Consider the following 23,514-nt stretch of genomic DNA (forward strand, 5'->3'; position numbering starts at 1 on the left):
CTGCCAGACTGAGATCCAGGTCACATTCGGCTGAATCGAGAGGAAGTGATCGGGATGGCTGAGGCACCCCACATCTGTCCGACGCTGACGTACGAGGACGCGAAGGGCGCGATCAAGCTGCTCACGGAGGGCTTCGGTTTCACGGCGAGCGCCGTGTACGAGGCCGAGGACGGGCTGGTCGCGCACGCGGAGCTGGCGTACGGGAACGGCATGGTGATGCTCGGCAGCAGGGGCACGGGCAGCGAGTTCGACAAGCTGATGGGCCGGGCGGGCCCGGTGGGCGTCTTCGTGCACGTGGACGACGTGGACGAGCACCACGCGCGGGCCGTCGCCCACGGCGCCGAGATCGTGATGCCGCCCACGGACCAGGAGTACGGCTCGCGGGACTACATGGCCCGGGACGCCGAGGGCAACATCTGGAGCTTCGGGACGTACACGCCCGGCGCCGCGGAGTAGACCGGGCGCCGGACGTCGGGCGTGGGTCAGGCGCCGCCGGTGTGGACCTGGAAGGCGGCCCTGCGGACCGCCTTGGACAGGGCCGGGTCCGGGTGGGCGGCGGCCAGGGCGACCAGGACCTGGACGGTCCGGGGGTGGCCGACGGCCCTGACCTCGTCGAGCAGCGCGGGGACGGTTCCCTGGACGGCGGACTCGAGGTGGCGGACGAGCAGTTCGCTCTCGCCGTGGTCGGCGACGGCCGCCGCCGTGTCGACCCAGAGCCAGGTGGCCTCCTCGCGGGTGAGCACCTCCTGGGCGTCGTCGGGGTCGGCACCCTCGTACTCCGCGAGCCAGAGCAGCGCGTACGGACGCAGGGAGGGTTCGGCGACGGTGGCCCGGACCTCGGCCTCGGCGGGGGCTCCGACCACCCGGAGCGCCTCGAAGGCGAGCCCGCGCAGGAGGGCGTCCTCGCCCCTCGCGACGGCGAGGAGTTCGGCCACCGCGCTGGAGAGCGTGCGGGCCGCGAGCCAGGCGCGGTACTCGGCGCGGGCCGGTCCCGGGGTGAGCCGGGCGCAGCCGCGGAGCATGTCCTCGGCGGACTGCTCGATGTTGCCCGCGGGGCTCTGCGCGGCGACGCAGATCTGCTCCAGCTTGACCCAGACCGCCCAGTTGCCGAGCGGGGTCAGGGTGGCGTGCCCGGCGTCCGCGCCGGGGTCGAGGGTGAGCGCGCCGACGGCCGCGAGGCCCTCCAGGGCCCAGTCGAGGAGGGCGGGGAGCCCGTCCGTACCGGGGGACGCCTCGGGGGCGGTGCTCGCCGGGTCGGCGGTGGCGCTCGCCGGGTCGGCGCTCTGTTCGGCGACCGGGACCTCGCAGCGCTCCTCGCGCAGCTCCTCGACGCGCTGGCCGAGCAGATCGAGGAGAACCGGAACGAGCACCGGGCCCTGGGAGAGCTGGAGCAGGGAGAGCACCTGCGGGACGGCCTCGACGACCTCGGCGACCGCGCTCGGCGCGACGCCCTCGGGGGCCGGGTGGACCAGGGACCAGGCGTCGAAGAGGGCGACCCAGCCGCGCAGGACGGCGGAGTCGTCCCGGTCCCAGGCGTGCAGCCGCCAGCCGGGGCGGGCGGTGTCGCCGTGGAGCTCGACGAGCCCCGCGAGCCGGGCGCGGTCCCAGCCGGCCCGGATCTGGCCGGGCGTCAGGTCCAGCGCGGCCGCGGCCCGTTCCTGGGCGGGGACGGCCTCGGGGCCGGTACGGAGGGCGGATTCGGGTCCGCGCTCGACGGCGGCCCAGCGGGCGATCCGTACGGCGTCGGCGAGGACGTGCCGGGCCTGGCGGGCGAGTTCCGCGCGGGGCGGAGTGCCCTCGGGCGGCCGCGGCGCCGGCCGGGTGCGCCGGGTCGTCACGGCCCGTCGGGCGGTGGCCAGCGCCCGCGGGCGGACGAGTCGGAGTCTGGAGTTGCGCGCCAATGGTTCATCGGGCTTTCGAGACGTCACGGGGGCAGTCTTCCCGCTGACGGCCCGAAAGCCCAATCGGAATCCGCAGCCCCGTCAGAACGGCCACCGGAGCGGCCGTCCGAGCGGGGGCGGGCGCGCCGTCAGAGCAGGGGGGTGAGGAAGCGGCGCAGGGCCTCCTCGTAGCGGACGGGGTCGGCGTTCCACATCGCCGCGTGCGGGGCGTGCCGGACCGTGTGCAGGGTGACGCGGTCGGGGCGGCGGGCGGCGAGCTCGACGGACGGCTCCCAGGGGGCGATCGTGTCGTCGGGGCCGTGCAGGAGGAGGACGGGGACGCGCAGGGCGCCCGGTTCCGAGGCCGCCTGGAGCCGGTCCCCGTGCACCCCGGTCCGGCCCTGGGCCGCGCGGACGGCGAGCGGGAGCAGGAGGCCGGGGACATGGTGGGCCGCGGCGAGGCTGCGGAGGGTCGCCTCCCAGTCCAGGACCGGGGAGTCGAGGACGAGGCCGCTGATCCGGTCCCGTACGCCCGACTCCGCCGCGGCGCGCAGGGCCATCGCGGCGCCCGTCCCCCAGCCGTGCAGGACGACCTTCTCGGCGCCGCGGCGGACGGCGTACCGGATGGCGGCGTCGACGTCCCGCCACTCGGAGTCGCCGAGGTGGGCGAGACCGTCCGGGGAGGCGGGCGCCCCCTCGTCGCCGCGGTAGGTGGGGACGAGGACCGGGATCTTGCGCCGGTTGAAGAAGGGGACGAGGTTCAGGGGGTGCTCGCGGGTGGTGCCGAGGCCGTGCAGCGCGATCACCCACGTGGTGCGCGGGCCGGCGACGAGCCAGCCGGGCAGGGGGCCGAGCTCGCCGGGGATCTCGACGTCCTCGTGGGCGAGCCCGAGGGCGCTGACCGGTGTGCCCCGGTGGAGCTGGGGGGTGAGGCGGACGCGGACGCCGGGTCCGAGGACGCCGAGCTCGACGCGTTCCAGGCGGCGGACGACGGTGTCGGCGCTGTGCGGGACGCGGTCGAGGACGGGGCCGAGGACGGCGTGCAGGCCGGGGGCCTCCATGCCGTACGTGCCGGGGCGCAGCGAGGCGAGGCTGCGGGTGAGGGTGATCCGTTCGGGTCCCGTGGCGTGCACGGTGAGTCTGGGGTCTCCCGGGAGTGGTCGTCCGGACGGCACCTTGAGGGCGACATCGCTGGCGTACCGGCCGGCCGCTACCGCGGCCGCGCCGACACCGATCAGGGTGGTGACGGCCGCTGCCGTCGCTGTAGCCGGGCGCACGCTCCCAGTGTCGGCAGGTCAGGGGCGGCCTGCCACCGGGCGGACCCGACCGGGGGGCTGCCGCGTCCTTCCGGGGAGCCGTGGGCCGCCCCCGAGCCTCCGGCGGTCCCTCGGGCGAGTGACGTGGGTCTCCTCGGCGGGGTCCCCCGGTCGGATGGTCAGGTCCAGAGGGCGGAACGGGGTGGTGAGGGGTGGACCGGGCTCGGGCACCGGTGCCCTGTGAAGGCCCGGATTACCCGGGGTCGCAGGGTGACCGCATCGTGGACACCCGCTCCGGAGGGGGGCTAAGCGGAATCTCTTGACACCGGATGGGGACACCACGTCGCCCGCCCCAGTTCACCTTCCGTTCACCCAGGTTGCTTACGTTCGTCGAGCCACTGACGTCAAACGATTGCCTGGGTAAATGGAACACATCACGCTGCTGCTCGCCATTGTGGTCGTGACAGCTCTCGTGTTCGATTTCACGAACGGTTTCCACGACACCGCCAACGCGATGGCCACGACCATCTCGACCGGTGCACTGAAGCCCAAGACGGCGGTGGCCATGTCCGCCGTGCTGAACCTCGTCGGCGCGTTCCTGTCCGTGGAGGTCGCCAAGACGATCTCCGGCGGGATCATCAACGAAGAGGGCATTCGTACAGAAGTGATCTTCGCGGCGCTCGTGGGCGCCATCCTGTGGAACCTGCTGACCTGGCTCATGGGCCTGCCGTCCAGCTCCTCCCACGCACTCTTCGGCGGCCTCATCGGTGCCGCGGTCATGTCGGCCGGCTGGTCCGCGGTCAACGGCTCGACCATCGTCACCAAGGTCCTCATCCCGGCCGTCGCCGCGCCGCTCGTCGCCGGTCTCGCCGCGATGGCCGCCACGAAGCTGACGTACAAGATCAAGGCCAACCCCGAGGCGAAGGCCACGGCCAAGGGCTACCGGGCCGGCCAGATCGCCTCCGCCGGTCTCGTCTCCCTCGCCCACGGCACCAACGACGCCCAGAAGACGATGGGCATCATCACCCTCGCCCTCGTCACCCAGGGTGTCGTCGCCCCGGGCTCGAACCCCCCGCTGTGGGTCATCGTCTCCGCCGGTGTCGCCATCGCCGCCGGCACCTACCTCGGTGGCTGGCGCATCATCCGCACCATGGGCAAGGGCCTCACCGACCTCCAGCCGCAGCAGGGCTTCGCCGCCCAGACCAGCGCCGCGACGGTCATCCTGGCCTCCTCGCACCTCGGCTTCTCCCTCTCCACCACGCAGTCCTGCTCGGGTGCCGTGATGGGTGCCGGCCTCGGCCGCAAGGGCGGTGTCGTCCGCTGGTCGACCGCCACCCGGATGTTCGTCGCCTGGGGTCTGACCCTGCCCGCCGCCGGCCTCGTCGGCGCCGGCGCCGAGTTCCTCACCAAGCAGGGCCCCTGGGGCATCGCCGCCGTCGCCGTCCTGCTGGTCTCCGGCTCGGCCGTGATCTGGGCGCTCTCCCGCCGCAAGCCGGTCGACCACCACAACGTCACCGCCGACGACCTGGACGAGGAGCCCGCGGGTGTCGTGACCACCGCCATCGCGGCCGTCACCCCGCCGCCGGCCGCCGGTTCCGTCGCCGCCGTCGCGGACGAGGACCTCAAGACCACCATCCCGGCGCCGGTTCCCACGGACCCGGCCGCTCCCCCGGCCTCCGCCGCAGCGGTGTAAGGAACGAACGACATGAAGATCGACTGGGCAGCTCTCGGCTCCGTCTTCGGGGTCAGCCTCGTGGCGACGGTCGCCCTCGTGGGCCTCTTCACCCTCGGGATCGTCGGCCTCGGCAAGCAGGAGGAGGCCGCCGCCAACGGGGGCTCCGCGACCCTGGCCCGCACCGGCGCCTACGCCTGCTTCGCGCTGTGCGCGGCGGCCGTGTCGTACGGCATCTACCTGATCGTCGTCTGACGGTCCCCTCTTCCACGGCGGCCGGGCGGTCCGTACCTTCGGGTGCGGGCCGCCCGGCCGTCGTGTTCGTGGCCTCCGCTCGTGGTCCGTGTTTGTGGTGCTTCGCACAGTGACCTGTCGCAGGTCAAGGGTGAGTTGACGGCTGTTCGCGGGCCGTGGTGGACTGCCGAGGCCATTACGGCGGCAGCAGAGGAAGTCCGGTGCGAATCCGGCGCGGTCCCGCCACTGTGACCGGATCCGAGAGGTCCGGGAGTCAGGAACTCTCGCCGCCGGTCACGTCGATCCAGGGCGCGGACCCTGAGTGAGGACATGCGCCCATGCCCGGCCGCATCAGAGCCACACGTGTCTTCGCGTACGGCGCCGCCCTCGGGCTCGCCGTCGACCAGCTCGTCGGCGATCCCCGCCGCGGACATCCCGTCGCCGTCTTCGGCCGGGCCGCCGCCTCGGTCGAACAGCGCCTCCACCACGACCACCGCGGCTGGGGCGCCCTGCACACCGCCGTCTGCGCCGGCTCCACCGCCGCCCTCGGCGCCCTCGCCGCCCGGGCCGTCCGCGACCGGCCGGCCGCCGCCGTCGCGCTGACCGCCGCCTCCGTCTGGGCCGTCGTCGGCGGTACGACGCTGGGGCGGGAGGCCCGCGCGATCGGCGGGGCGCTCGCCGTCGGGGACCTGGAGGTCGCCCGGGAGCGGCTGCCGCACCTGTGCGGGCGCGACCCGCAGTCCCTGGACGGTCCCGCGATGGCCCGCGCGGTCGTCGAGTCCGTCGCCGAGAACACCTCGGACGCCGTGGTCGGCGCCCTCTTCTGGGGCGCGGTCGCGGGCGTGCCGGGCCTCGTCGCCTTCCGGGCCGTCAACACCCTCGACGCGATGGTCGGCCACAAGTCGCCCCGTCACCGACGCTTCGGCTGGGCCTCGGCCCGCCTCGACGACGTGGCCGGCTGGCCCGGGGCCCGGCTGACGGCCGTCGCCGCGACGCTCGCCGGAGGGAATCCGCGCGGAGCCGTACGGGCCTGGCGGGCGGACGCGGACCGGCACCCGAGCCCCAACGCGGGCCCCGTCGAGGCCTCCTTCGCGGGCGCCCTCGGCGTACGGCTCGGGGGGACCCTCTCGTACGGCGGGCGGGTCGAGCACCGGCCCGTGCTCAACGGGGAAGGGCGGCCCGTCGAGGTCGCCGACATCGACCGGGCGGTCCGGCTCTCGCGCCGTGTGACCGCGCTGACCCTGGCCGCCTGCATCGGCGGCCGCATGATCATCGGTGCCGTGAAGCGGAGGAACGTATGAGGGGTGGGGGGCTGCTGGTCGCCGGGACCACGTCCGACGCCGGCAAGAGCGTCGTGACGGCCGGCATCTGCCGCTGGCTGGTCCGCAAGGGCCTGAAAGTGGCGCCGTTCAAGGGGCAGAACATGTCCCTCAACTCCTTCGTGACCCGCGAGGGCGCCGAGATCGGGCGGGCCCAGGCCATGCAGGCGCAGGCCGCCCGCGTCGAGCCGACCGCGCTGATGAACCCGGTGCTGCTCAAGCCGGGCAGCGACCGCTCCAGCCAGGTCGTCCTGATGGGCAAGCCGGTGGGCGAGCTCAGCGCCCGCGGCTACCACGGGGGGCGGCAGAAGGAACTCTTCGAGCCGGTCATGGCGTGCCTGGAGGAACTCCGGGGCATGTACGACGCCGTGATCTGCGAGGGGGCGGGCAGTCCGGCCGAGATCAACCTGCGGCGCACGGACATCGTGAACATGGGCATCGCGCGGGCCGCGCGGCTGCCCGTCGTCGTGGTCGGCGACATCGACCGGGGCGGGGTCTTCGCCCAGTTCTTCGGGACGACGGCGCTGCTCTCGCCCGAGGACCAGGAGCTCGTCGCGGGGTACCTCGTGAACAAGTTCCGCGGTGACGTGACCCTCCTTGAGCCCGGGCTCGACATGCTGCAGGGGCTGACCGGGCGGCGGACCTTCGGCGTCCTGCCGTACGCGCACGGGCTCGGCATCGACGAGGAGGACGGGCTCCGCGTCTCGCTGCGGGGCACCGTGCGCGAGTCCGTCGTCGCGCCGCCGGTCGGCGCGGACGTGCTGCGGGTCGCCGTGTGCGCCGTACCGCTCATGTCGAACTTCACCGACGTCGACGCGCTGGCCGCCGAGCCGGGCGTCGTCGTCCGGTTCGTGGACCGGCCGGAGGAGCTCGTCGACGCGGACCTCGTCGTCGTGCCGGGCACCCGGGGGACGGTGAAGGCGCTCGCGTGGCTGCGGGAGCGGGGCCTCGCGGACGAGCTGGCCCGGCGCGCGGCCGAGGGACGGCCGGTCCTCGGGATCTGCGGCGGCTTCCAGGCGCTGGGCGTGCAGATCGACGACGAGGTCGAGTCGAAGGCCGGGACCGTCGACGGACTCGGGCTGCTGCCCGTACGGGTGCGGTTCGCGCGCGAGAAGACCCTGGCGCGGCCGGTCGGCGAGGCGCTCGGGGAGCGGGTCGAGGGGTACGAGATCCACCACGGCGTCGCTTCGGTGCTGGGCGGGGAGCCGTTCCTCGACGGGTGCCGGGTCGGCTCCGTGTGGGGCACGCACTGGCACGGCTCCCTGGAGAGCGACGGCTTCCGGCGGGCGTTCCTGCGGGAGGTCGCGGCGGCGGCCGGGCGGCGGTTCGTGCCGGCCCCGGACACGTCGTTCGGCACGCTGCGGGAGGAGCAGCTGGACCGGCTCGGCGACCTGATCGAGGAGCACGCGGACACGGACGCGCTGCTGCGGCTGATCGAGGAGGGGGCCCCGGCGGGGCTGCCGTTCGTGCCGCCGGGTGCGCCGTGAGCGGCGCCGCGGCCCGCCCACGAGCCTACGCACATCAGCCGATCGAACTTGAGGAAGGGACCACCCGATGAGCACCCGGTATCCGTTCACCGCCGTCGTCGGCATGGACGATCTGCGGCTCGCGCTGCTGCTGAACGCGGTGAGTCCGGCGGTGGGCGGTGTGCTCGTCCGGGGCGAGAAGGGGACCGCCAAGTCCACCGCCGTCCGGGCGCTCGCCGATCTGCTGCCGGTCGTACCGGTCGTGGCCGGCTGCCGGTTCAGCTGCGATCCGTCGTCTCCTGACGCGGGCTGCCCTGACGGGCCGCACGACGCCGCGCACGGGACCGAACGGTCCGCGCGGATGGTCGAGTTGCCCGTCGGCGCCTCCGAGGACCGGCTCGTCGGAGCGCTCGACATCGAGAAGGCGCTCGCCGAGGGCGTGAAGGCCTTCGAGCCGGGGCTCCTCGCGGCGGCGCACCGGGGCATCCTGTACGTCGACGAGGTCAACCTGCTGAGCGACCACCTGATCGACCACCTCCTCGACGCCGCCGCCATGGGCGCCTCCCACGTCGAGCGCGAGGGCGTCTCCGTGCGCCACGCCGCACGATTCCTGCTCGTCGGGACCATGAACCCCGAAGAGGGCGAACTGCGGCCGCAGTTGCTCGACCGGTTCGGGCTGACCGTGGAGGTCGCCGCCTCCCGCGTGCCCGAGCAGCGGGTGGAGGTCGTCCGGCGGCGGCTCGCCTTCGAGGACGACCCGGCCGCGTTCGCCGCGCGCTGGGCCGGCGAGGAGGCCGATCTGCGCGAGCGGATCATCGCCGCCCGCGACCTTCTCCCGAAGGTGGTACTCGGGGACGCCGCGCTGCTCCAGATCGCCGCGACCTGCGCCGCGTTCGAGGTCGACGGCATGCGCGCCGACATCGTCATGGCGCGGGCGGCGACCGCCCTCGCCGCCTGGGCCGGGCGGACGGAGGTCACCTCCGATGACGTGCGGCAGGCCGCGCTCCTGGCCCTCCCGCACCGCCGCCGGCGCAACCCCTTCGACGCGCCCGGCCTCGACGAGGACAAGCTCGACGAGACCCTGGAGCAGTTCAAGGGCGAGGAGCCGCAGACCGACCCCGACGAGGACCCCGAGCCCGACGGTCCGGGTGACGGCGGTCCGGGTGACGGCGGTCCCGGCGGCGGGGGCATTCCGCCGCAGGGCGAAGGCCCGGCCCCCGAGAGTGACGGTGTGCCCGAGGAGACCCCCGCCGAGGCTCCCGCGCCCGCCCCGCAGGGCTCCGGCGCCGGTGAGCGCGCGGCCGTCCAGGCCGCCGAGCCCTTCCGTACGAAGATGCTGAGCGTGCCCGGTCTCGGCGAGGGCGCCGCCGGGCGCCGTTCCCGGGCCCGTACCGAGCACGGCCGTACCACCGGGGCCACCCGGCCCCGGGGCGCGCTGACCAAGCTGCACCTCGCGGCGACCGTGCAGGCGGCCGCCCCGCACCAGCGGGCGCGCGGGCGGACCGGTCCCGGGCTCGTCGTCCGGCGGGACGACCTGCGGCAGGCGACCCGCGAAGGACGCGAGGGGAACCTCGTGCTCTTCGCCGTGGACGCCTCCGGCTCGATGGCGGCCCGGCAGCGGATGAGCGCCGTGAAGGGCGCCGTGCTCTCCCTGCTCCTCGACGCCTACCAGCGGCGCGACAAGGTCGGCCTGATCACCTTCCGGGGCCGTACCGCCGACCTCGCGCTGCCGCCGACCTCGTCCGTGGACGCGGCCGCCGCCCGACTGGAGAAGCTCCCGACCGGCGGCCGTACACCGCTGTCGGCCGGACTCCTCAAGGCCCATGACGTCCTGCGGATCGAGCGGCTGCGCGACCCCTCGCGCCGCCCGCTGCTCGTCGTCGTGACCGACGGACGGGCGACCGGCGGCGGCGCCGACCCGGTGGCACTGGCCGCCCGGGCGGCGCGGCTGCACGCCGCCGAGGGCACGGCGAGCGTGGTCGTGGACTGCGAGACAGGCCATGTGCGGCTCGGGCTCGCCGGGAGCCTCGCACGCGAACTCGGCGGCACCGCCGTCACCTTGGACGAGCTGCGGGCCGACTCGATCGCCGGCCTCGTCAGGGACGTACAGGCAGAACAGACAACCAGGAGGGCCGCTTAATGCCGCAGGGACAGCCGACCGTCGTGCCCGACGACGGTCTCACCACCCGTCAGCGCCGCAACCGCGCACTCGTGATGGTGCACACGGGTGTCGGCAAGGGGAAGTCGACCGCCGCGTTCGGCATGGCGCTGCGCGCCTGGAACCAGGGCTGGCCGATCGGGGTGTTCCAGTTCGTCAAGTCCGCCAAGTGGAAGGTCGGCGAGGAGAACGCCCTCAAGGCGCTCGGCGAGACCGGCAAGGGCGGCACGGTCACCTGGAACAAGATGGGCGAGGGCTGGTCCTGGATCCAGCGCGAGGTCGCCGAGGGCGAGCAGTCGCACGAGGAGAAGGCCCGTGAGGGCTGGGAGCAGGTCAAGCGGGACCTCGCCGAGGAGAAGTACACGTTCTACGTCCTCGACGAGTTCGCCTACCTGCTGCACTGGGGCTGGATCGACGTCAAGGAGGTCGTCGAGGTCCTCCGCGACCGTCCCGGGCAGCAGCACGTCGTCATCACCGGGCGCAACGCGCCGCAGGAGCTGATCGACTTCGCCGATCTCGTCACCGACATGTCCAAGGTCAAGCACCCGATGGACGCCGGTCAGAAGGGCCAGCGGGGCATCGAGTGGTAGCACGTCTCGTCATCGCCGCGCCCTCCTCGGGCGCGGGCAAGACCACGGTCGCGACCGGCCTCATGGCCGCGTTCGCGGGCCGTGGCCTCGCCGTCTCCCCGCACAAGGTCGGGCCCGACTACATCGACCCGGGTTACCACGCCCTGGCGACCGGCCGGCCCGGCCGCAACCTCGACGCGTACATGTGCGGTACGGGGCTGATCGCGCCGCTCTTCCTGCACGGGGCGCGCGGCTGCGACCTGGCCGTCGTCGAGGGTGTGATGGGTCTGTACGACGGGGCCGCCGACCAGGGCGAGCTGGCGTCCACCGCGCAGGTGGCGAAGCTGCTCAAGGCGCCGGTGGTGCTCGTCGTGGACGCGTCCTCGCAGTCGCGGTCCGTGGCGGCGCTCGTCCACGGCTTCGCGTCGTGGGATCCGGAGGTGCGGATCGGGGGCGTGATCCTCAACAAGGTCGCGACCGATCGTCACGAGCATTTGTTGCGGGAGGCGCTCGGGGGGTCGGGGGTTCCGGTGCTCGGGGTGCTGCGGCGGGCGCCTGCTGTTGCGACTCCGTCGCGGCATCTGGGGCTTGTGCCGGTGGCCGAGCGGCAGGCCGCGGCGGTGTCCGCTGTCGCGGCGCAGGCGGAGCAGGTTCTCGCCGGGTGCGACATGGAGGCGCTGCTCGCGCTGGCGCGGTCGGCGCCGTCGTTGGGCGCCGAGCCGTGGGTGCCTGAGGTCGGGGAGCGGCTGCACGCCGGTGGTTCCGTGGTGCCCACCCGTCCCGCCCTGCGGGACGATTGCCCACCACGGCGGGTCGCTGTCGCCGGTGGGGCCGCGTTCACGTTCTCGTATGCCGAGCATGCCGAGTTGTTGACCGCTGCCGGGGCCGAGGTCGTGACCTTTGATCCGCTGCGGGACGAGAGCCTGCCCGAAGGGACCTCCGGGCTTGTCATAGGTGGCGGGTTTCCCGAGATGTACGGGGCCGAGCTGTCCGCCAACGAGCCGCTGCGGAAGGCCGTCGCCGAGCTCGCCGCGGCCGGGGCGCCGATCGCCGCCGAGTGCGCGGGGCTGCTGTATCTGGCGCGGTCCCTCGACGGCAGGCCCATGTGCGGCGTGCTCGAAGCGGACGCGCGGATGTCGGAGCGGCTCACCCTCGGGTACCGGGACGCCGTCGCCGTGAGCGACAGCGTGCTGGCCCCGGCCGGGGCGCGGATGCGGGGGCACGAGTTCCACCGGACCGTGATCGAGCCGGGTGCCGGAGCGCTGGCCGCCTGGGGGCTGCGGCAGCCGGAGCGGCGTGTCGAGGGCTTCGTGCAGGGCGGGGTGCACGCCAGCTACGTCCACACCCACTGGGCGGGCTCCCCGGAGGCCGCCGCGCGTTTCGTGGAGCACTGCGCGTGAGATCAGCCGCCGGAGACGCCCACCACGAGCCAGATGAAGCCCACGCCCCCGACCGTGCACAGCAGGGTCGAGCGGGCGGGGTGTTCGTGGTGGGCCTCGGGCAGGATCTCGGCGGCGGCGAGGTAGAGCAGAGCGCCGCCGAAGAAGCCGAGATAGGCGCCGAGGAGTTCCTCCGGAAGGGTGAACAGCAGAGTGGAGGCCGCGCCGAGGATCGGGGCGACGGCGTCGGCGACGAGCATCCCGACGGCCTTGCGGCGGGCGTTCCCGTAGAGGCTCGTGATCGTGTACGTGTTGAAACCGTCGGCGAAGTCGTGGGTGATGACGGCGAGGGCGACGGTGGCGCCCATGCCTCCGCCGACCTGGAACGCGGCGCCGAGGGCGACGCCGTCCATGAGGCTGTGCAGGACCATCGCGGCGGCCGCGGTGAGGCCGACCTGCGGGACCCGCTCGTCGGCCCCGACCCCGTGTGCCGCCTGGCGGACGGCGAGCAGGCGCTCCACCACGTGGGCGAAGAGGAAGCCGCCGACGAAGAGCAGCAGGGCCTCCGGGACGCCGAACACCTTCTCCCCCGCGGCCTCCAGGGCCTCCGGCAGGAGGTCGAGTCCGACGACGCCGAGCATCAGTCCGCCGGCGAGGCCGAGGACGAGGTGACGGCGGTCGGTGACCCGCCCGGCGACCCACCCGCCGAAGAGCGTCATGAGGAACGCGCCGAGCGCGACGACCACAGCCATGGGGCTTTGCTACCGGATGCGGCGGTGTGCGCGCACCTCGGCGTGGGGGCCCGGTCGGGCGTTCCGGTGGACGAGGTACTCGCGTTGGTCGACGCGGTGCTGCGGGAGGCGGGGCTGACGCGGGCGGCCGTGCGGTCGCTGGCCACGCTGGACGCGCGGGCCGCGGAGCCGGGTGTCGCGGGCGCGGGCGCGGAGCTGGGCGTCCCGGTGCGGGGGTTCCCGGCCGGGGAGCTGGCCGCCGTCGCCGTACCGCATCCGTCGGCGCTGCCGCTGGACGCGACGGGGACGCCGTCGGTCGCGGAGGCGGCCGCGCTGCTCACGGCGAGCGCGGGGGGCACGGGGGTCACGGCGGGCACGGGGGTCACGGCGGGCGCGGGGGCCGCGCGGGCCGTACTGCTGGTGCCGAAGCGGAAATCGCGGAGTGTTACGTGTGCGATTGCCACGTGCGTGCCGGTTTGTCCGCACGAACATACCCCAGGCGTACGGTTGTTGCACCTGACTCACGGGTACATCGCTCGCGAGCCTGGCTCACCCCCCACCATCCCCACCCCCCACACGACGGCGGCCATGGACATGCACACGCAATCCGACGCCCACGACCTGCGCCACCACGGTGACGCCGAGGTCCGGGACGAGAAGTTGATCGATCTCGCGGTCAACGTCCGGACGAACACACCTCCGGACTGGCTCCGCAGAAGAATCGCCGATTCGCTGACCGGCCTCGCGGCCTATCCCGACGGCAGAGCCGCGCGGGCCGCGGTCGCCGTACGGCACGATCTGCCGCCCGGCCGGGTGCTGCTCACGGCCGGCGCCGCGGAGGCCTTCGTGCTGCTCGCGCGGGCGCTGCCGGCGCGTCGGCCCGTGGTGGTGCACCCGCAGTTCACCGAGCCGGAGGCGGCGCTGCGCGACGCCGGGCACGAGGTGGGCCGGGTGCTGCTGCGCGAGGAGGACGGTTTCCGGCTGGACCCGGCGGCGGTGCCCGAGGACGCGGACCTGGTGGTGATCGGGAACCCCACGAACCCGACCTCCGTCCTGCATCCCGCCGCCGCGATCGCCGCCCTGGCCCGGCCCGGCCGGACGCTGGTGGTCGACGAGGCGTTCATGGACGCGGTGCCGGGTGAGCGGGAGTCGCTGGCCGGTCGGACCGACGTGCCGGGGCTCGTGGTGCTGCGCAGCCTCACCAAGACGTGGGGGCTCGCGGGCCTGCGGATCGGGTACGTCCTCGCCGACCCGGAGACGATCGCCCTCCTCGAACGGGCGCAGCCGCTGTGGCCGGTGTCGACGCCGGCCCTGGTGGCGGCGGAGGCCTGCATGTCGCGGATGGCGCTCGCGGAGGCCGAGCACGCGGCGCACCGGATCGGTGTGGAGCGGGCACATCTGCTCGCCGGTCTCGCGGAGTTCGACGAGGTGCGGACGGTCGACGGGGCGGAGGGCCCCTTCGTCCTGCTGCGGATCGACGGGGCGGACGCGATACGGGACCGGCTGCGGCTTCTGGGCTTCGCGGCCCGGCGGGGCGACACGTTCCCGGGGCTCGACCGGAACTGGCTGCGGCTCGCGGTCCGGGACCGGGCCACGACGAACCGTTTCCTCCAGGCCTTGGACCAGGCGCTCCTGCTGAACGGCTGAGGCCCGGCGTACGGGCGGACGTACCGGAAAGGGCCTGCGCCCCGACGCACGGGAGGCGTGCGGGAGGCGTGTGGGAGGCCTACGGAGGCACGCGGGAAGGGCCGCGGGGAGGGCGACGTCGTCACCGTCGCCCTCCCCGCGGCCCCGTTCCCCACTTCCCCTACCGCTCCGGCACCCCCCGGCGCCTCCCCCTCGGGCGGTCAGTCGCGCGAGCGGGCACGGCGGGTGATCGCCAGCGCGCCGCCGCCGGCCACCAGGAGGGCGAGGGCGCCCGCCGCGATGTACGTGGTGGAGGAGCTGCCGCCGGTCTCGGCGAGGTTCTCGGTCGGGGTGGTGCCGCCGTTGTTGGTCTTCACCCCGCCGTCGCTGCTCGGCTCGACGGTGGGCCGCTGCGAGGGCTGCTCGGACGGCCGCTCGCTGGGCTCCTTCGTCGGCTCCTTCGTGGGCTGCTCGGTGGGCTCCTTCGTCGGCTCCTTGGTGGGCTCCTCCGTCGGGGCCGGGCCCTCGGGCGTCTCGCAGGTGGCCTCGGCGAGCGTCACGGTGCCGTTGACCTCGGCCACGCCCAGCTTCAGCGGGTCGACCTCCACCTTGAGTTCGAGGGCCGTCGCGGCGGCGGTGCGGGAGGTCGTGGACGTACGGGAGAGATCCAGGGTGACCTGGCCGATGCCCGGCACGGTCACCTGGGTCCGGCCGGCGGTGGAGAGAGTGGTCTTCTTGCCGAAGACGGTCACGTGCCCGAGGACGTTGGACTCGGCGACCGGCTTCTTCCCCACCTCGCACAGCGCCTTGGAGGTGACCTTCTGGACCTCGATGAGGGAGAGCAGCGGAATGCCGGGGACGTGGACCTGCGCCTTGACCAGGTTCACGTACCCCTCGGCCTTCGTCTCGTCGACGGTGGCCTCGGAGGTGGCGACGTCGGCGGCGAGGATGTCGATCGGCTCTCCGCCCTCGGCCCCCTTCACCTTCACGGTGAGCGCCGTCTCGCTCTCGGTCGCGGGCGCCTCGACCTCGTTGAGGGAGGTGCGCACCGGCACCTCCACCGTCTTGCCGAGGAGGGAGACGTCGAGGCCGGCCCGCAGGACGACGGCGGTGGCACGCCCTTCGCCGCCCGTGGCGTGCGCCGGGGCCGCGAGGAGCACGGGGCCGACGGCCAGGGCGGCGACGGTCGCGGCGGCGGCGGTGCGGCGTACGGGCGTGCGGAAGGTGTTGCTGTTCAAGATGGTGGAACCCCCACAAGAGACATGGCGTCGCCGGCCGCTCACCACGGGGACGGTGGGTCGGCGCGGCCTCGGCGACTTGAGACACCGGAATCTTTACGCACGGAGAGTGAACCGACAGTCGCCTGGCGTGAGTTCACTCCAAAGGGGGGTTTCCGTGTTCATTTTCGATTTTTCTCTCCACAACCGTTCCCGCACGCCTCGCGTCTTTCGTACGAGCGGACGCGTGCGGGCATCGGTCGAGGAATGCGCGCAGAGGTGAGAAACGACCCGCTGCGCCCCGAGGTAACGGATCGTCAACCCGGCACCGTGGGGCGCGATCAGCTCGCGCGCCAGTACCCGAGCGCGTGGACGCGCTCCTTGGGCAGGGCGAGCTCCTTGCGGGCGTACGCGGCGAGGGTGCGGGTCGTCGTCGTGTCGCAGGCGATCCAGACGTACGAGGCGGCGTCCGCGAGTTCGGGCAGCTCGGCCTTCACGCGGGCGACGAGATCGGCGCCGCCGCCCTGGCGCGGGACCCGGCGCAGCTCGTGGTGCGCGGGGTCGAGCCGGACCGGCAGCTCGTCGTCGGAGGCGTGCTGCGTCTCGAACCAGACGGTGGCGGGGACCCCGGGGAGCGCGTCGAGCAGGGAGTTGACGGCGGGCAGGGAGGCCGGGTCACCGACCACGAGCAGCCGTGCGGGGAGCGGGTCGGGCGCCTCGAAGCCGGTGCCCTGGAGCGTGGCCTCCACGGTGTCGCCGGGGGCGCAGGTGCGGGCCCAGTGGCTGGCGACGCCGTCGTGGAGGGCGAACTCGAGGCTGAAGGTGCCCGCGGCCGGGTCGGGGTCGACCAGGGTGTACGCGCGCTGGTGCGGCTTGCCCGCGTCGTCGAACCAGAGACGCACCCACATGGTCGGATGGACGCCGGCCGCGGCGAGCAGGCCGCCGTCGGTGAAGCGCACCCTGCGGTAGTCCTCGGTGACCTGCTCGGCCCCCGTCACCGTGAACGTGAAGTCCTTGCCGCGGAACAGCTTGAGGACCGCCCCCTGCCAACCATGCCCCACCCTGATCTCCTCCCCTGAAGTCCTGTAGATTTACTTAGGTCAGCCTAACCTAAGGTTCCGGAAGAGATACGGACGAGATCGGGGTCTCCGTGAGCATCGAGGTCTACCGGGACGCCTGGGGCGTCCCCCATCTGCGCGCCACGGACCCGGAGGAACTCGCCTTCGCCCAGGGGCGGGTCACCGCCCGCGACCGCGCCTGGCAGCTGGAGGTCGAGCGGCACCGGGCCCAGGGCACCACGGCCGCCTTCCTCGGCGCCGCCGAACTGGGCTGGGACACCTTCGTCCGGCAGGCCCGGCTCGCCGACACCGCCCGCCGGTGCCTCGAACGGCTCGAGACCTCCGACGCTCCGACGGCCGCATGGGTCCGGGCGTACGTGGACGGGGTCAACGACGGCCTGGCGGACGGGGCCTCGCGAGCGCCCGAGTTCGCGGAGACCGGCCTCGCGCCCGGGCGGTGGGAGCCGTGGACCCCGCTGGCCGTCTGGCTCTCCACCCACATCCTCTTCGCCGGTTTCCCCACCAAGCTGTGGCGGGAGCAGGTCGCCCGCCGACTCGGCGAGGAGTGGACGCAGCTCTTCGCGACGGACGGCCCCGGCACCGCGGGCTCCAACGGCTGGGTGGTGTCCGGCGAACGGACCGCGAGCGGCGCGGCCCTGGTGGCCGGCGACCCGCACCGGTTCATCGAGGCGCCGGGCGTCTACCAGCAGATCCGGCTCGCCTGCCCCGCGTACGACGTGGTCGGCCTCGCCGTGCCCGGCATCCCGGGGCTCGCCCACTTCGGCCACACCGGCTCGGTGGCCTGGGCGATCACCAACGCCATGGCCGACTACCAGGACCTCTACCGGGAGCGGCTGCGCCGGCTGCCGGACGGCGGCGTGGAGGCGCTCGGCCCGGAGGGCTGGGCCCCGGCCGCCGCGCACACGGAGACGATCGAGGTCGCGGGCGGGGAGCCGGTCGTGATCGAGGTGGTCGAGACGGACCGCGGCCCGGTGATCATCGACGGGGACGGCGGCCCGCAGGCCCCGGGCACGGGTGGAGACCTCTCGGGCTCGGACGCCTCGGACTCGGACACGGGCTCTTCTGACGCGGGCGTCTGGGAGGCCGTCAGTCTGCGCTATCCGCCGCGTGTCACCGGGGAGCTCGGCTTCGGGGTGCTGCCCGCGCTGCTGCGCGCCCGGACCGTCGGGGACGTGGACGCGGCCGTCGACCGATGGGTCGAGCCGGTGAACGTGCTCCAGGCCGCCGATACCCGGGGCGGACTGCTGCACCGGGTCGCCGGGCACGTGCCCGTACGCGACCGGGCCAACTCCCTGCGCCTCGTCCCGGCCTGGGACCGGACCCACGCCTGGGCGCCCGAGCCCGCGCCGCTCCCCCGCGCCGAGGTCCGCGGTCACGCCGTCATGGCCAACGCCCGGGGGCTCGCCGCGCCCCTCGGTGTCGAGTTCGCGCCGCCGCACCGCGCGGCCCGTATCGGCGAGCTCCTCGACGCCTCGGCGGACTGGACCCCGGAGAGCACGACCGCCGTCCACACGGACACCGACAACCCCTCGGCGGCCCGGCTCCTCACGGCGGTGGAACGAGCGGCCGACGGCCTCTCCCCCGCCGCCTCCGCCGTGCGCGAGCGGCTGCTCGGCTGGGATCGGCGGATGGACGCCGAGAGCGCCGACGCCGGGCTCTACGCCGCCGTGCGCGGGGCCGTGGTGCGCCGGCTCGCCGGGCACGAGGCCTTCGCGGCGCTGCGCGAACCCGCCCCGTACCCCGAGCTGTTCCGCCCCTGGCTGGCCCTCGGGCCCCGGGTCGCCTTCGCCCTGGAGACGCTGCTCACGTCCGGGCCCGTGCCGGCCGGGGACGTCGACCGGATCGTGCGGGAGGCCCTTGACGAGGTCGGGGCCGGTGAGCCGCCCGCCGGCTGGGGCGTGACGCACCGCCTCGCGCCCTGGCAGGCGCTCCCCGACGCCGACGACGCGCAGTGGCCGGGGCTCGCCGGGGACCACGACTGCGTCCTGTCCACGTCGAGCGTGCCCGGCTGGACCGACCGCAGCGCCCGCGCCTCCGCCGCCCGCTACGTCTGGGACCTCGGAGACCGCGAACGGAGCGGCTGGATCGTGCCGTTCGGGGCGTCCGGGGTGCCCGGCGACCCGCACCACCGCGACCAGCTCCCCCTCTGGCTGCGGGGCGAGCTCGCCCCCGTCACCACCGACTGGCAGAACCTCACCAAGGAACAGGGATGACCACCACCACCGCCGCCTACGTCCACGTCGTCGAGGGCTTCGGGACCGTCACGGTCCGGCCCGTCGACCCCGACCGCGACGCCCCGCTCCTGCACGGCTGGGTCACCGAGGAGCGGGCCCGCTTCTGGGGCATGAACGGAACCACCGTCGAGCAGGTCCGCGACATCTACGCCCACCTCGACTCGCTCACCACCCACCACGGCTATCTGGTCGACCTGGACGGGGAGCCGGTCGCGCTGTTCCAGACGTACGACCCCGAGGCGGACCGGGTCAGCGAGTGCTACGAGGTGGAGCCCGGCGACATCGGCGTCCACTTCCTCATCGCGCCGAGCGCGACCCCCCGGCCCGGCTTCACGGCCGGACTCATCGGCGCGCTCGTCGCCTTCTCGCTGCGGGACCGCACCCGGATCGTGGTCGAGCCGGACGCCGCCAACGAGAAGGCCATCGCCCGCATGGCGCGGGCCGGTTTCGAGCTGGGCCCGGAGGTCGTGCTGCCCGAGGTCGACCTGCCCGAGGTCTTCATCCCGGAGAAGAGGGCCCGACTCGCCTTCCTGAGCCGCTAGAAGGCGCCCGGCGGGGTGGTCGGCCCCCGCCGCCGGAGGTGTCCGACGAGGTCGGCCTCCCTGAGCTGCCGGAAGGAGTCCGGCGGCTGGTCAGCCGATCACCCGGCCGTTGACGACGACCCGGCGTGGCGCCGCGAGGACGCGGACGTCCGCGCGCGGGTCCTCGCCGTAGACGACGAGGTCGGCGGGGGCACCCTCCTCCAGCGAGGGCCGGCCGAGCCAGGCCCTGGCCCCCCAGGCGGTGGCCGAGAGCGCGTCGATCGGCGGGATGCCGGCCTTCGTCAGCTCCTCGACCTCCTCGGCGACCAGGCCGTGGGCGAGGGAGCCGCCCGCGTCGGTGCCGACGAAGACGGGGACGCCCGCGTCGAAGGCGGCGCGGACGGTGTCGTACCGCCGCTCGTGCAGTCGGCGCATATGGGCCGACCAGCGCGGGAACTTCTCCTGGCCGCCGTCCGCGAGGTGCGGGAAGGTCGCGATGTTCACCAGGGTCGGGACGATGGCGACGCCCCGCTCGGCGAAGAGCGGGATGGTGTCCTCGGTGAGGCCCGTGGCGTGCTCGATGCAGTCGATGCCCGCCTCGACCAGGTCGCGGAGCGAGTCCTCGGCGAAGCAGTGCGCGGTGACGCGGGCGCCGAGCCGGTGGGCCTCGGCGATGGCCGCCTCGACCTCGGGGCGCGGCCAGCACGCGGTGAGGTCGCCCGCCTCGCGGTCGATCCAGTCGCCGACGAGCTTGACCCAGCCGTCGCCGCGCCGGGCCTCGCGGCCGACGTACGCGACGAGGTCGGCGGGCTCGATCTCGTGGGCGTAGTTGCGGATGTAGCGGCGGGTGCGGGCGATGTGCCGGCCCGCGCGGATGATCTTCGGGAGGTCCTCGCGCTCGTCGATCCAGCGGGTGTCGGAGGGCGAACCCGCGTCCCGGATCAGGAGCGTGCCCGCGTCCCGGTCGGTGAGGGCCTGCTTCTCGCTGGTGGCGTCGTCGACCGGGCCGTGCCGGTCGAGGCCGACGTGGCAGTGGGCGTCGACCAGACCGGGCAGCACCCAGCCCTCGACGGTCACCGCCTCGGCGGCGGGCCGGTCGTAGGTGATCCGGCCGTCGACGCACCAGAGTTCGTCCCGTACGTCCTCAGGGCCGACGAGCACCCGCCCCTTCACATGCAGCACCGCGTGATCGCTCATGTCTGCACTGTACGAGGGCGGGTGCGCGGCAGGGACCCCCGATCGGGGGGGTCACTCGTCGATCGCGCTCCCGTAGCGGGCGTCCAGGTAGGGCCCGCCGAAGGAGGCGACGCCGAAGCTCCACGAGCCGGTCGCGCCGAGTCCTCCCGTACGCGCGGGGAAGACCCAGACGTGCCCGTCCGCGGTGTTCTCGCCGGGGGCCGCCGCGAGCAGCGAGAAGCGGCCGTCGGCGTTGGGGTCGACGAGCCGGACCTGGCCGCCGAAGCGGTCGCCCCGCTCCACACCGCCGGGGACGGAGGGCGAGTCCTGCGTCCAGGAGGCGGCGCCGGTGCCGGTCAGGCCCCGGGCGGTGCCGCGCAGGACGGTGACCATGCCCGCGTCGGCGACGGTGCCGATGTCCTCGCCGGGGGCGCCGATCGCGAGGTCGGCGTAGCCGTCGCGGTTGGTGTCCCCGAGGGAGAGGTCGGCGCCCCAGCCGTCGCCGCGCTCGGAGACGCCCGGCACCCCGGCGGAGTTCTGGGTCCACCACTGCGGCGGGGTGCCGACGCCCGTGGCTCCGGCGAGCCCGGTGCGGCCGCCCCGGTAGACGCCGACGAGGCCGCCGGTCATGGACTCGCCGCCGTCGTCGGGGCTCTGCGGCTCGCCGGTGACGAGGTCGTCGTAGCCGTCGCCGTCGATGTCGCCGGAGGCGGTGACGGGGCCGCCGCGCAGGTCGCGCTGGTGGGTGAGGTAGTCGCTCCGTCCGGCGAGGTACCAGGACCAGCCGTGGCCGGGTTCGGCGCCGGTGGTGACTCCGCCGATCACCAGGTCCGCGTAGCCGTTCTTGTCGTAGTCGCCGGTGGTGACGGACTTGGCGACGAGGTCCCGGAGCGGCGGCGCGGCGGCGCGCCCGGCGTTCCCCGCGAGGGCGGCGCGGTTCAGCGGCTGGGCGCTGTGCGCGCGGGGGCCGGTGGCGGTACGCCGCTCGCCCGCCAGGGCCGCGGCGCCGAACAGGTGCCGCTCCGCGGCCCGGCGGTCGAGGACGATGAGCTGGTCCCCGGACGTCTCGGCGGTGAACCGGGCGGCGCCGAGGGCGGAGCCGAAACGGTTCCCGGCCACCGGGCCGAGGAGGCTGTCGACCCAGCGGCTGTCGGTGCCGACGAGTCCGTGCGGGGAGCCCCAGAGGACGATCACTCCGCCGACGTCCGCGCGGGTGCCGATGTCCTCGCCGGGGGCGCCGATCACGGCGTCGTCGTAGCCGTCGCCGTCGAGGTCGCCGGTGGCGACGGCGGCGCCGAAGGAGTCGCCGGCCTCGGCGCCGCCGGGCACCCCGCGGGTGTCCTGGCTGACGATCGTGGCGGCGCGGGTGTCGATGCCGTTCGGCGAGCCGTACTGGACGGTGACGAGTCCGGCGCCCCGCTTGCCGCCGACGGTGGCGCCGGGGGCGCCGATCAGGACGTCGTCGAAGCCGTCGCCGTCGAAGTCGTGGTTGCGGTCGTCGGCGCGGGTGCCGCCGGGCACGCCGGCCCAGGCGGCCGGGGCGGTCGCGATGCCCGCGCCGGTGAGGAGGAGGAGCGTCGCCGCGGCGAGGGCGGCGGCGGAACGGTGCTTGCGCATGGAGCGTCTCCTGGAGTCGGAGGGTTCCGGGCGGCTGCGGGGGTGCGCCGGACGGGGCCCGTGCCCGGTCCGTCGTCCTGTTGGACACCTGATGTCCCTTGACGGTTGCACCGGGACGAAGATCCCTTTTGTACAGGTGGGCCAAGGAGTGGCGATGCCGTCCGTCGGTACCCTGATCGGGAGTTCCGCCCGCACGCACCGAGTCGAAGAAGGCACCGCCGTGACCGTGACACATCCGCTCCTGGACCTGGCCCCGCTGACCGCCGCGCATTTCGCGTCGATCGAGCGCCGGGTGGCCGCGCTGCTCTCCACGGAGCAGGACGTGGTGATCACCCAGGGCGAGGCGCTCCTTCCGCTGGAGGGGTGCATCCGCAGCGGGGCGCGGGCCGGTTCGACCGCGCTGAACGTCGTCACCGGTCCGTACGGGCAGACCTTCGGCAACTGGCTGCGGGACTGCGGGGCGACCGTGGTCGACCTCGAGGTGCCCTTCCACACGGCGGTGACGGCCGAGCAGGTCGAGCGGGCGCTCGCCGAGCACCCGGAGATCGACTTCGTGTCGCTCGTGCACGCGGAGGCGGCGACCGGGAACACCAACCCGGTCGCGGAGATCGGCGAGGTCGTCCGGGCGCACGGCGCGCTGTTCTACCTGGACGCGGTGGCGTCGATCGGCGCGGAGCCGGTGCTGCCGGACGCCTGGGGCGTGGACATGTGCATCATCGGCGCGCAGAAGGCGATGGGCGGCCCCGCGGGCGTCTCGGCGGTCTCGGTGAGCGCGCGGGCCTGGGAGCGGTTCGCGGCGAACCCGGCCGCGCCGCGCCGCTCGTACCTCTCCCTCCTGGACTGGAAGGAGCGGTGGATCGACGGCGGCCGGAAGACGCTGCTGCACGCTCCGGCGCAGCTGGAGATGCTGGCTCTCGAGGCGTGTGTGGAGCGGATCGAGGCGGAGGGTCTGGACGCGCTGATGGGCCGGCACGCCTCGGCCGCGGCGGCGACCCGGGCGGGCGCGCTGGCGCTCGGCGGTGGTCTGGAGCCGTACGTGTACGAGGCGAAGGACGCGGCCCCGGTCGCGACGACCCTGCGCGCGCCGGTCGGGGTGGACGCCTCGGAGCTGGTCGCGAAGGCCCTCTCCGCGGACCCGTCGCTGCCGCTGATCGCGGGCGGCGGGGCGCTGGCCAAGGAGATGATCCGGGTCAACCACTACGGGGTGGACGCGACTCCGGGCGCCGTGCAGTCCTCGCTCGCGGCGCTGGGTGCGGCGCTCGGCGACACGGGCCGCCCGGTGGATCTGGAGGGCGCGCGGCGCGCGGTCACGGAGGCCTGGAAGTAGCGGGCCGGTGTAGGGGGACGCGAGAGGGGCGGGAGTCCGGCACCGGACTCCCG

The 23,514-nt window shown here is 74.4% G+C and carries 19 protein-coding genes and 1 riboswitch; of the genes, 12 read left to right on the top strand and 7 right to left on the bottom strand.

Features of this window, described 5'->3' with window-relative positions; translation table 11 throughout:
• The first annotated feature begins 54 nt into the window (after window positions 1-54).
• Entirely contained in the window at window positions 55-456 is a 402-nt protein-coding gene (locus SGA01_RS32435; protein ID WP_141301047.1) for a VOC family protein, read from the top strand.
• Window positions 457-482: 26 nt separating this feature from the next.
• Here the strand turns inward: SGA01_RS32435 and SGA01_RS32440 are convergent, their stop codons facing one another.
• Window positions 483-1,928: a hypothetical protein gene (locus tag SGA01_RS32440; protein WP_371866236.1), complete on the bottom strand. Its 1,446-nt coding sequence runs from the start codon at window positions 1,926-1,928 to the stop codon at window positions 483-485.
• A 101-nt stretch (window positions 1,929-2,029) separates the two neighbouring features.
• Window positions 2,030-3,157, bottom strand: coding sequence for an alpha/beta hydrolase (locus SGA01_RS32445; RefSeq protein WP_141301049.1), 1,128 nt, complete (start codon window positions 3,155-3,157; stop codon window positions 2,030-2,032).
• 403 nt (window positions 3,158-3,560) lie between these two features.
• On the opposite strand from SGA01_RS32445, the gene SGA01_RS32450 reads away from it, so the two are divergent.
• The 7 genes from SGA01_RS32450 (at window position 3,561) to SGA01_RS32480 (ending at window position 11,954) form a co-directional block, all read left to right on the top strand.
• On the top strand, window positions 3,561-4,829 hold the full coding sequence (locus SGA01_RS32450; RefSeq protein WP_055644242.1) for an inorganic phosphate transporter: 1,269 nt from the start codon (window positions 3,561-3,563) through the stop codon (window positions 4,827-4,829).
• A 12-nt stretch (window positions 4,830-4,841) separates the two neighbouring features.
• The gene (locus SGA01_RS32455) at window positions 4,842-5,063 is read left to right on the top strand and encodes a hypothetical protein (RefSeq protein ID WP_055644241.1); all 222 of its coding nucleotides are present in this window, start codon (window positions 4,842-4,844) and stop codon (window positions 5,061-5,063) included.
• 139 nt (window positions 5,064-5,202) lie between these two features.
• A riboswitch (cobalamin riboswitch) is annotated at window positions 5,203-5,348 on the top strand.
• 32 nt (window positions 5,349-5,380) lie between these two features.
• Window positions 5,381-6,343, top strand: a complete 963-nt coding sequence (locus tag SGA01_RS32460; protein ID WP_229917770.1) for a cobalamin biosynthesis protein — start codon at window positions 5,381-5,383, stop codon at window positions 6,341-6,343.
• Entirely contained in the window at window positions 6,340-7,848 is a 1,509-nt protein-coding gene (locus SGA01_RS32465; protein ID WP_141301051.1) for a cobyric acid synthase, read from the top strand. The genes SGA01_RS32460 and SGA01_RS32465 overlap by 4 nt, the downstream gene beginning before the upstream one ends.
• A gap of 67 nt (window positions 7,849-7,915) precedes the next feature.
• Window positions 7,916-9,967 (top strand): putative cobaltochelatase, encoded by a 2,052-nt coding sequence (locus SGA01_RS32470; protein ID WP_141301053.1) that lies wholly within the window; start codon window positions 7,916-7,918, stop codon window positions 9,965-9,967.
• Window positions 9,967-10,575: a cob(I)yrinic acid a,c-diamide adenosyltransferase gene (gene cobO / locus SGA01_RS32475; protein ID WP_055644238.1), complete on the top strand. Its 609-nt coding sequence runs from the start codon at window positions 9,967-9,969 to the stop codon at window positions 10,573-10,575. Before SGA01_RS32470 ends, cobO begins: the two co-directional genes overlap by 1 nt.
• Window positions 10,569-11,954: a cobyrinic acid a,c-diamide synthase CobB gene (locus tag SGA01_RS32480; protein ID WP_141301055.1), complete on the top strand. Its 1,386-nt coding sequence runs from the start codon at window positions 10,569-10,571 to the stop codon at window positions 11,952-11,954. The genes cobO and SGA01_RS32480 overlap by 7 nt, the downstream gene beginning before the upstream one ends.
• A gap of 2 nt (window positions 11,955-11,956) precedes the next feature.
• Here SGA01_RS32480 and SGA01_RS32485 read toward each other — a convergent pair whose 3' ends face one another.
• Window positions 11,957-12,685 carry a ZIP family metal transporter gene (locus tag SGA01_RS32485; RefSeq protein ID WP_141301057.1) on the bottom strand — a complete coding sequence of 243 codons (729 nt, stop codon included), beginning with the start codon at window positions 12,683-12,685 and terminating at the stop codon, window positions 11,957-11,959.
• 24 nt (window positions 12,686-12,709) lie between these two features.
• On the opposite strand from SGA01_RS32485, the gene cobC reads away from it, so the two are divergent.
• Entirely contained in the window at window positions 12,710-14,311 is a 1,602-nt protein-coding gene (gene cobC / locus SGA01_RS32490) for an Rv2231c family histidinol phosphate aminotransferase CobC (RefSeq protein ID WP_141301059.1), read from the top strand.
• Between the two features lie 200 nt (window positions 14,312-14,511).
• Here the strand turns inward: cobC and SGA01_RS32495 are convergent, their stop codons facing one another.
• Together SGA01_RS32495 and SGA01_RS32500 are read right to left on the bottom strand one after the other, a co-directional pair.
• Window positions 14,512-15,528, bottom strand: a complete 1,017-nt coding sequence (locus tag SGA01_RS32495; protein ID WP_141301061.1) for an SCO1860 family LAETG-anchored protein — start codon at window positions 15,526-15,528, stop codon at window positions 14,512-14,514.
• Window positions 15,529-15,848: 320 nt separating this feature from the next.
• Window positions 15,849-16,568, bottom strand: coding sequence for a siderophore-interacting protein (locus SGA01_RS32500; protein WP_055644234.1), 720 nt, complete (start codon window positions 16,566-16,568; stop codon window positions 15,849-15,851).
• Between the two features lie 89 nt (window positions 16,569-16,657).
• Here SGA01_RS32500 and SGA01_RS32505 point away from each other — a divergent pair, with 89 nt between their 5' ends.
• Both SGA01_RS32505 and SGA01_RS32510 read left to right on the top strand, forming a co-directional pair.
• Window positions 16,658-18,799: a penicillin acylase family protein gene (locus SGA01_RS32505; RefSeq protein WP_141301063.1), complete on the top strand. Its 2,142-nt coding sequence runs from the start codon at window positions 16,658-16,660 to the stop codon at window positions 18,797-18,799.
• Window positions 18,796-19,362 (top strand): GNAT family N-acetyltransferase, encoded by a 567-nt coding sequence (locus SGA01_RS32510; RefSeq protein ID WP_141301065.1) that lies wholly within the window; start codon window positions 18,796-18,798, stop codon window positions 19,360-19,362. The genes SGA01_RS32505 and SGA01_RS32510 overlap by 4 nt, the downstream gene beginning before the upstream one ends.
• Window positions 19,363-19,452: 90 nt before the next feature.
• On the opposite strand, the gene SGA01_RS32515 is transcribed toward SGA01_RS32510, so the two are convergent.
• Window positions 19,453-20,538: an amidohydrolase family protein gene (locus tag SGA01_RS32515; protein WP_055644231.1), complete on the bottom strand. Its 1,086-nt coding sequence runs from the start codon at window positions 20,536-20,538 to the stop codon at window positions 19,453-19,455.
• A 51-nt stretch (window positions 20,539-20,589) separates the two neighbouring features.
• Window positions 20,590-22,134, bottom strand: a complete 1,545-nt coding sequence (locus tag SGA01_RS32520) for an FG-GAP repeat protein (RefSeq protein WP_141301066.1) — start codon at window positions 22,132-22,134, stop codon at window positions 20,590-20,592.
• Window positions 22,135-22,360: 226 nt separating this feature from the next.
• On the opposite strand from SGA01_RS32520, the gene SGA01_RS32525 reads away from it, so the two are divergent.
• The gene (locus SGA01_RS32525) at window positions 22,361-23,461 is read left to right on the top strand and encodes a pyridoxal-phosphate-dependent aminotransferase family protein (RefSeq protein WP_141301074.1); all 1,101 of its coding nucleotides are present in this window, start codon (window positions 22,361-22,363) and stop codon (window positions 23,459-23,461) included.
• Window positions 23,462-23,514 lie beyond the last annotated feature (53 nt).

Source organism: Streptomyces gardneri, assembly GCF_006539185.1.
Classification (GTDB): Bacteria; Actinomycetota; Actinomycetes; order Streptomycetales; family Streptomycetaceae; genus Streptomyces; species Streptomyces gardneri.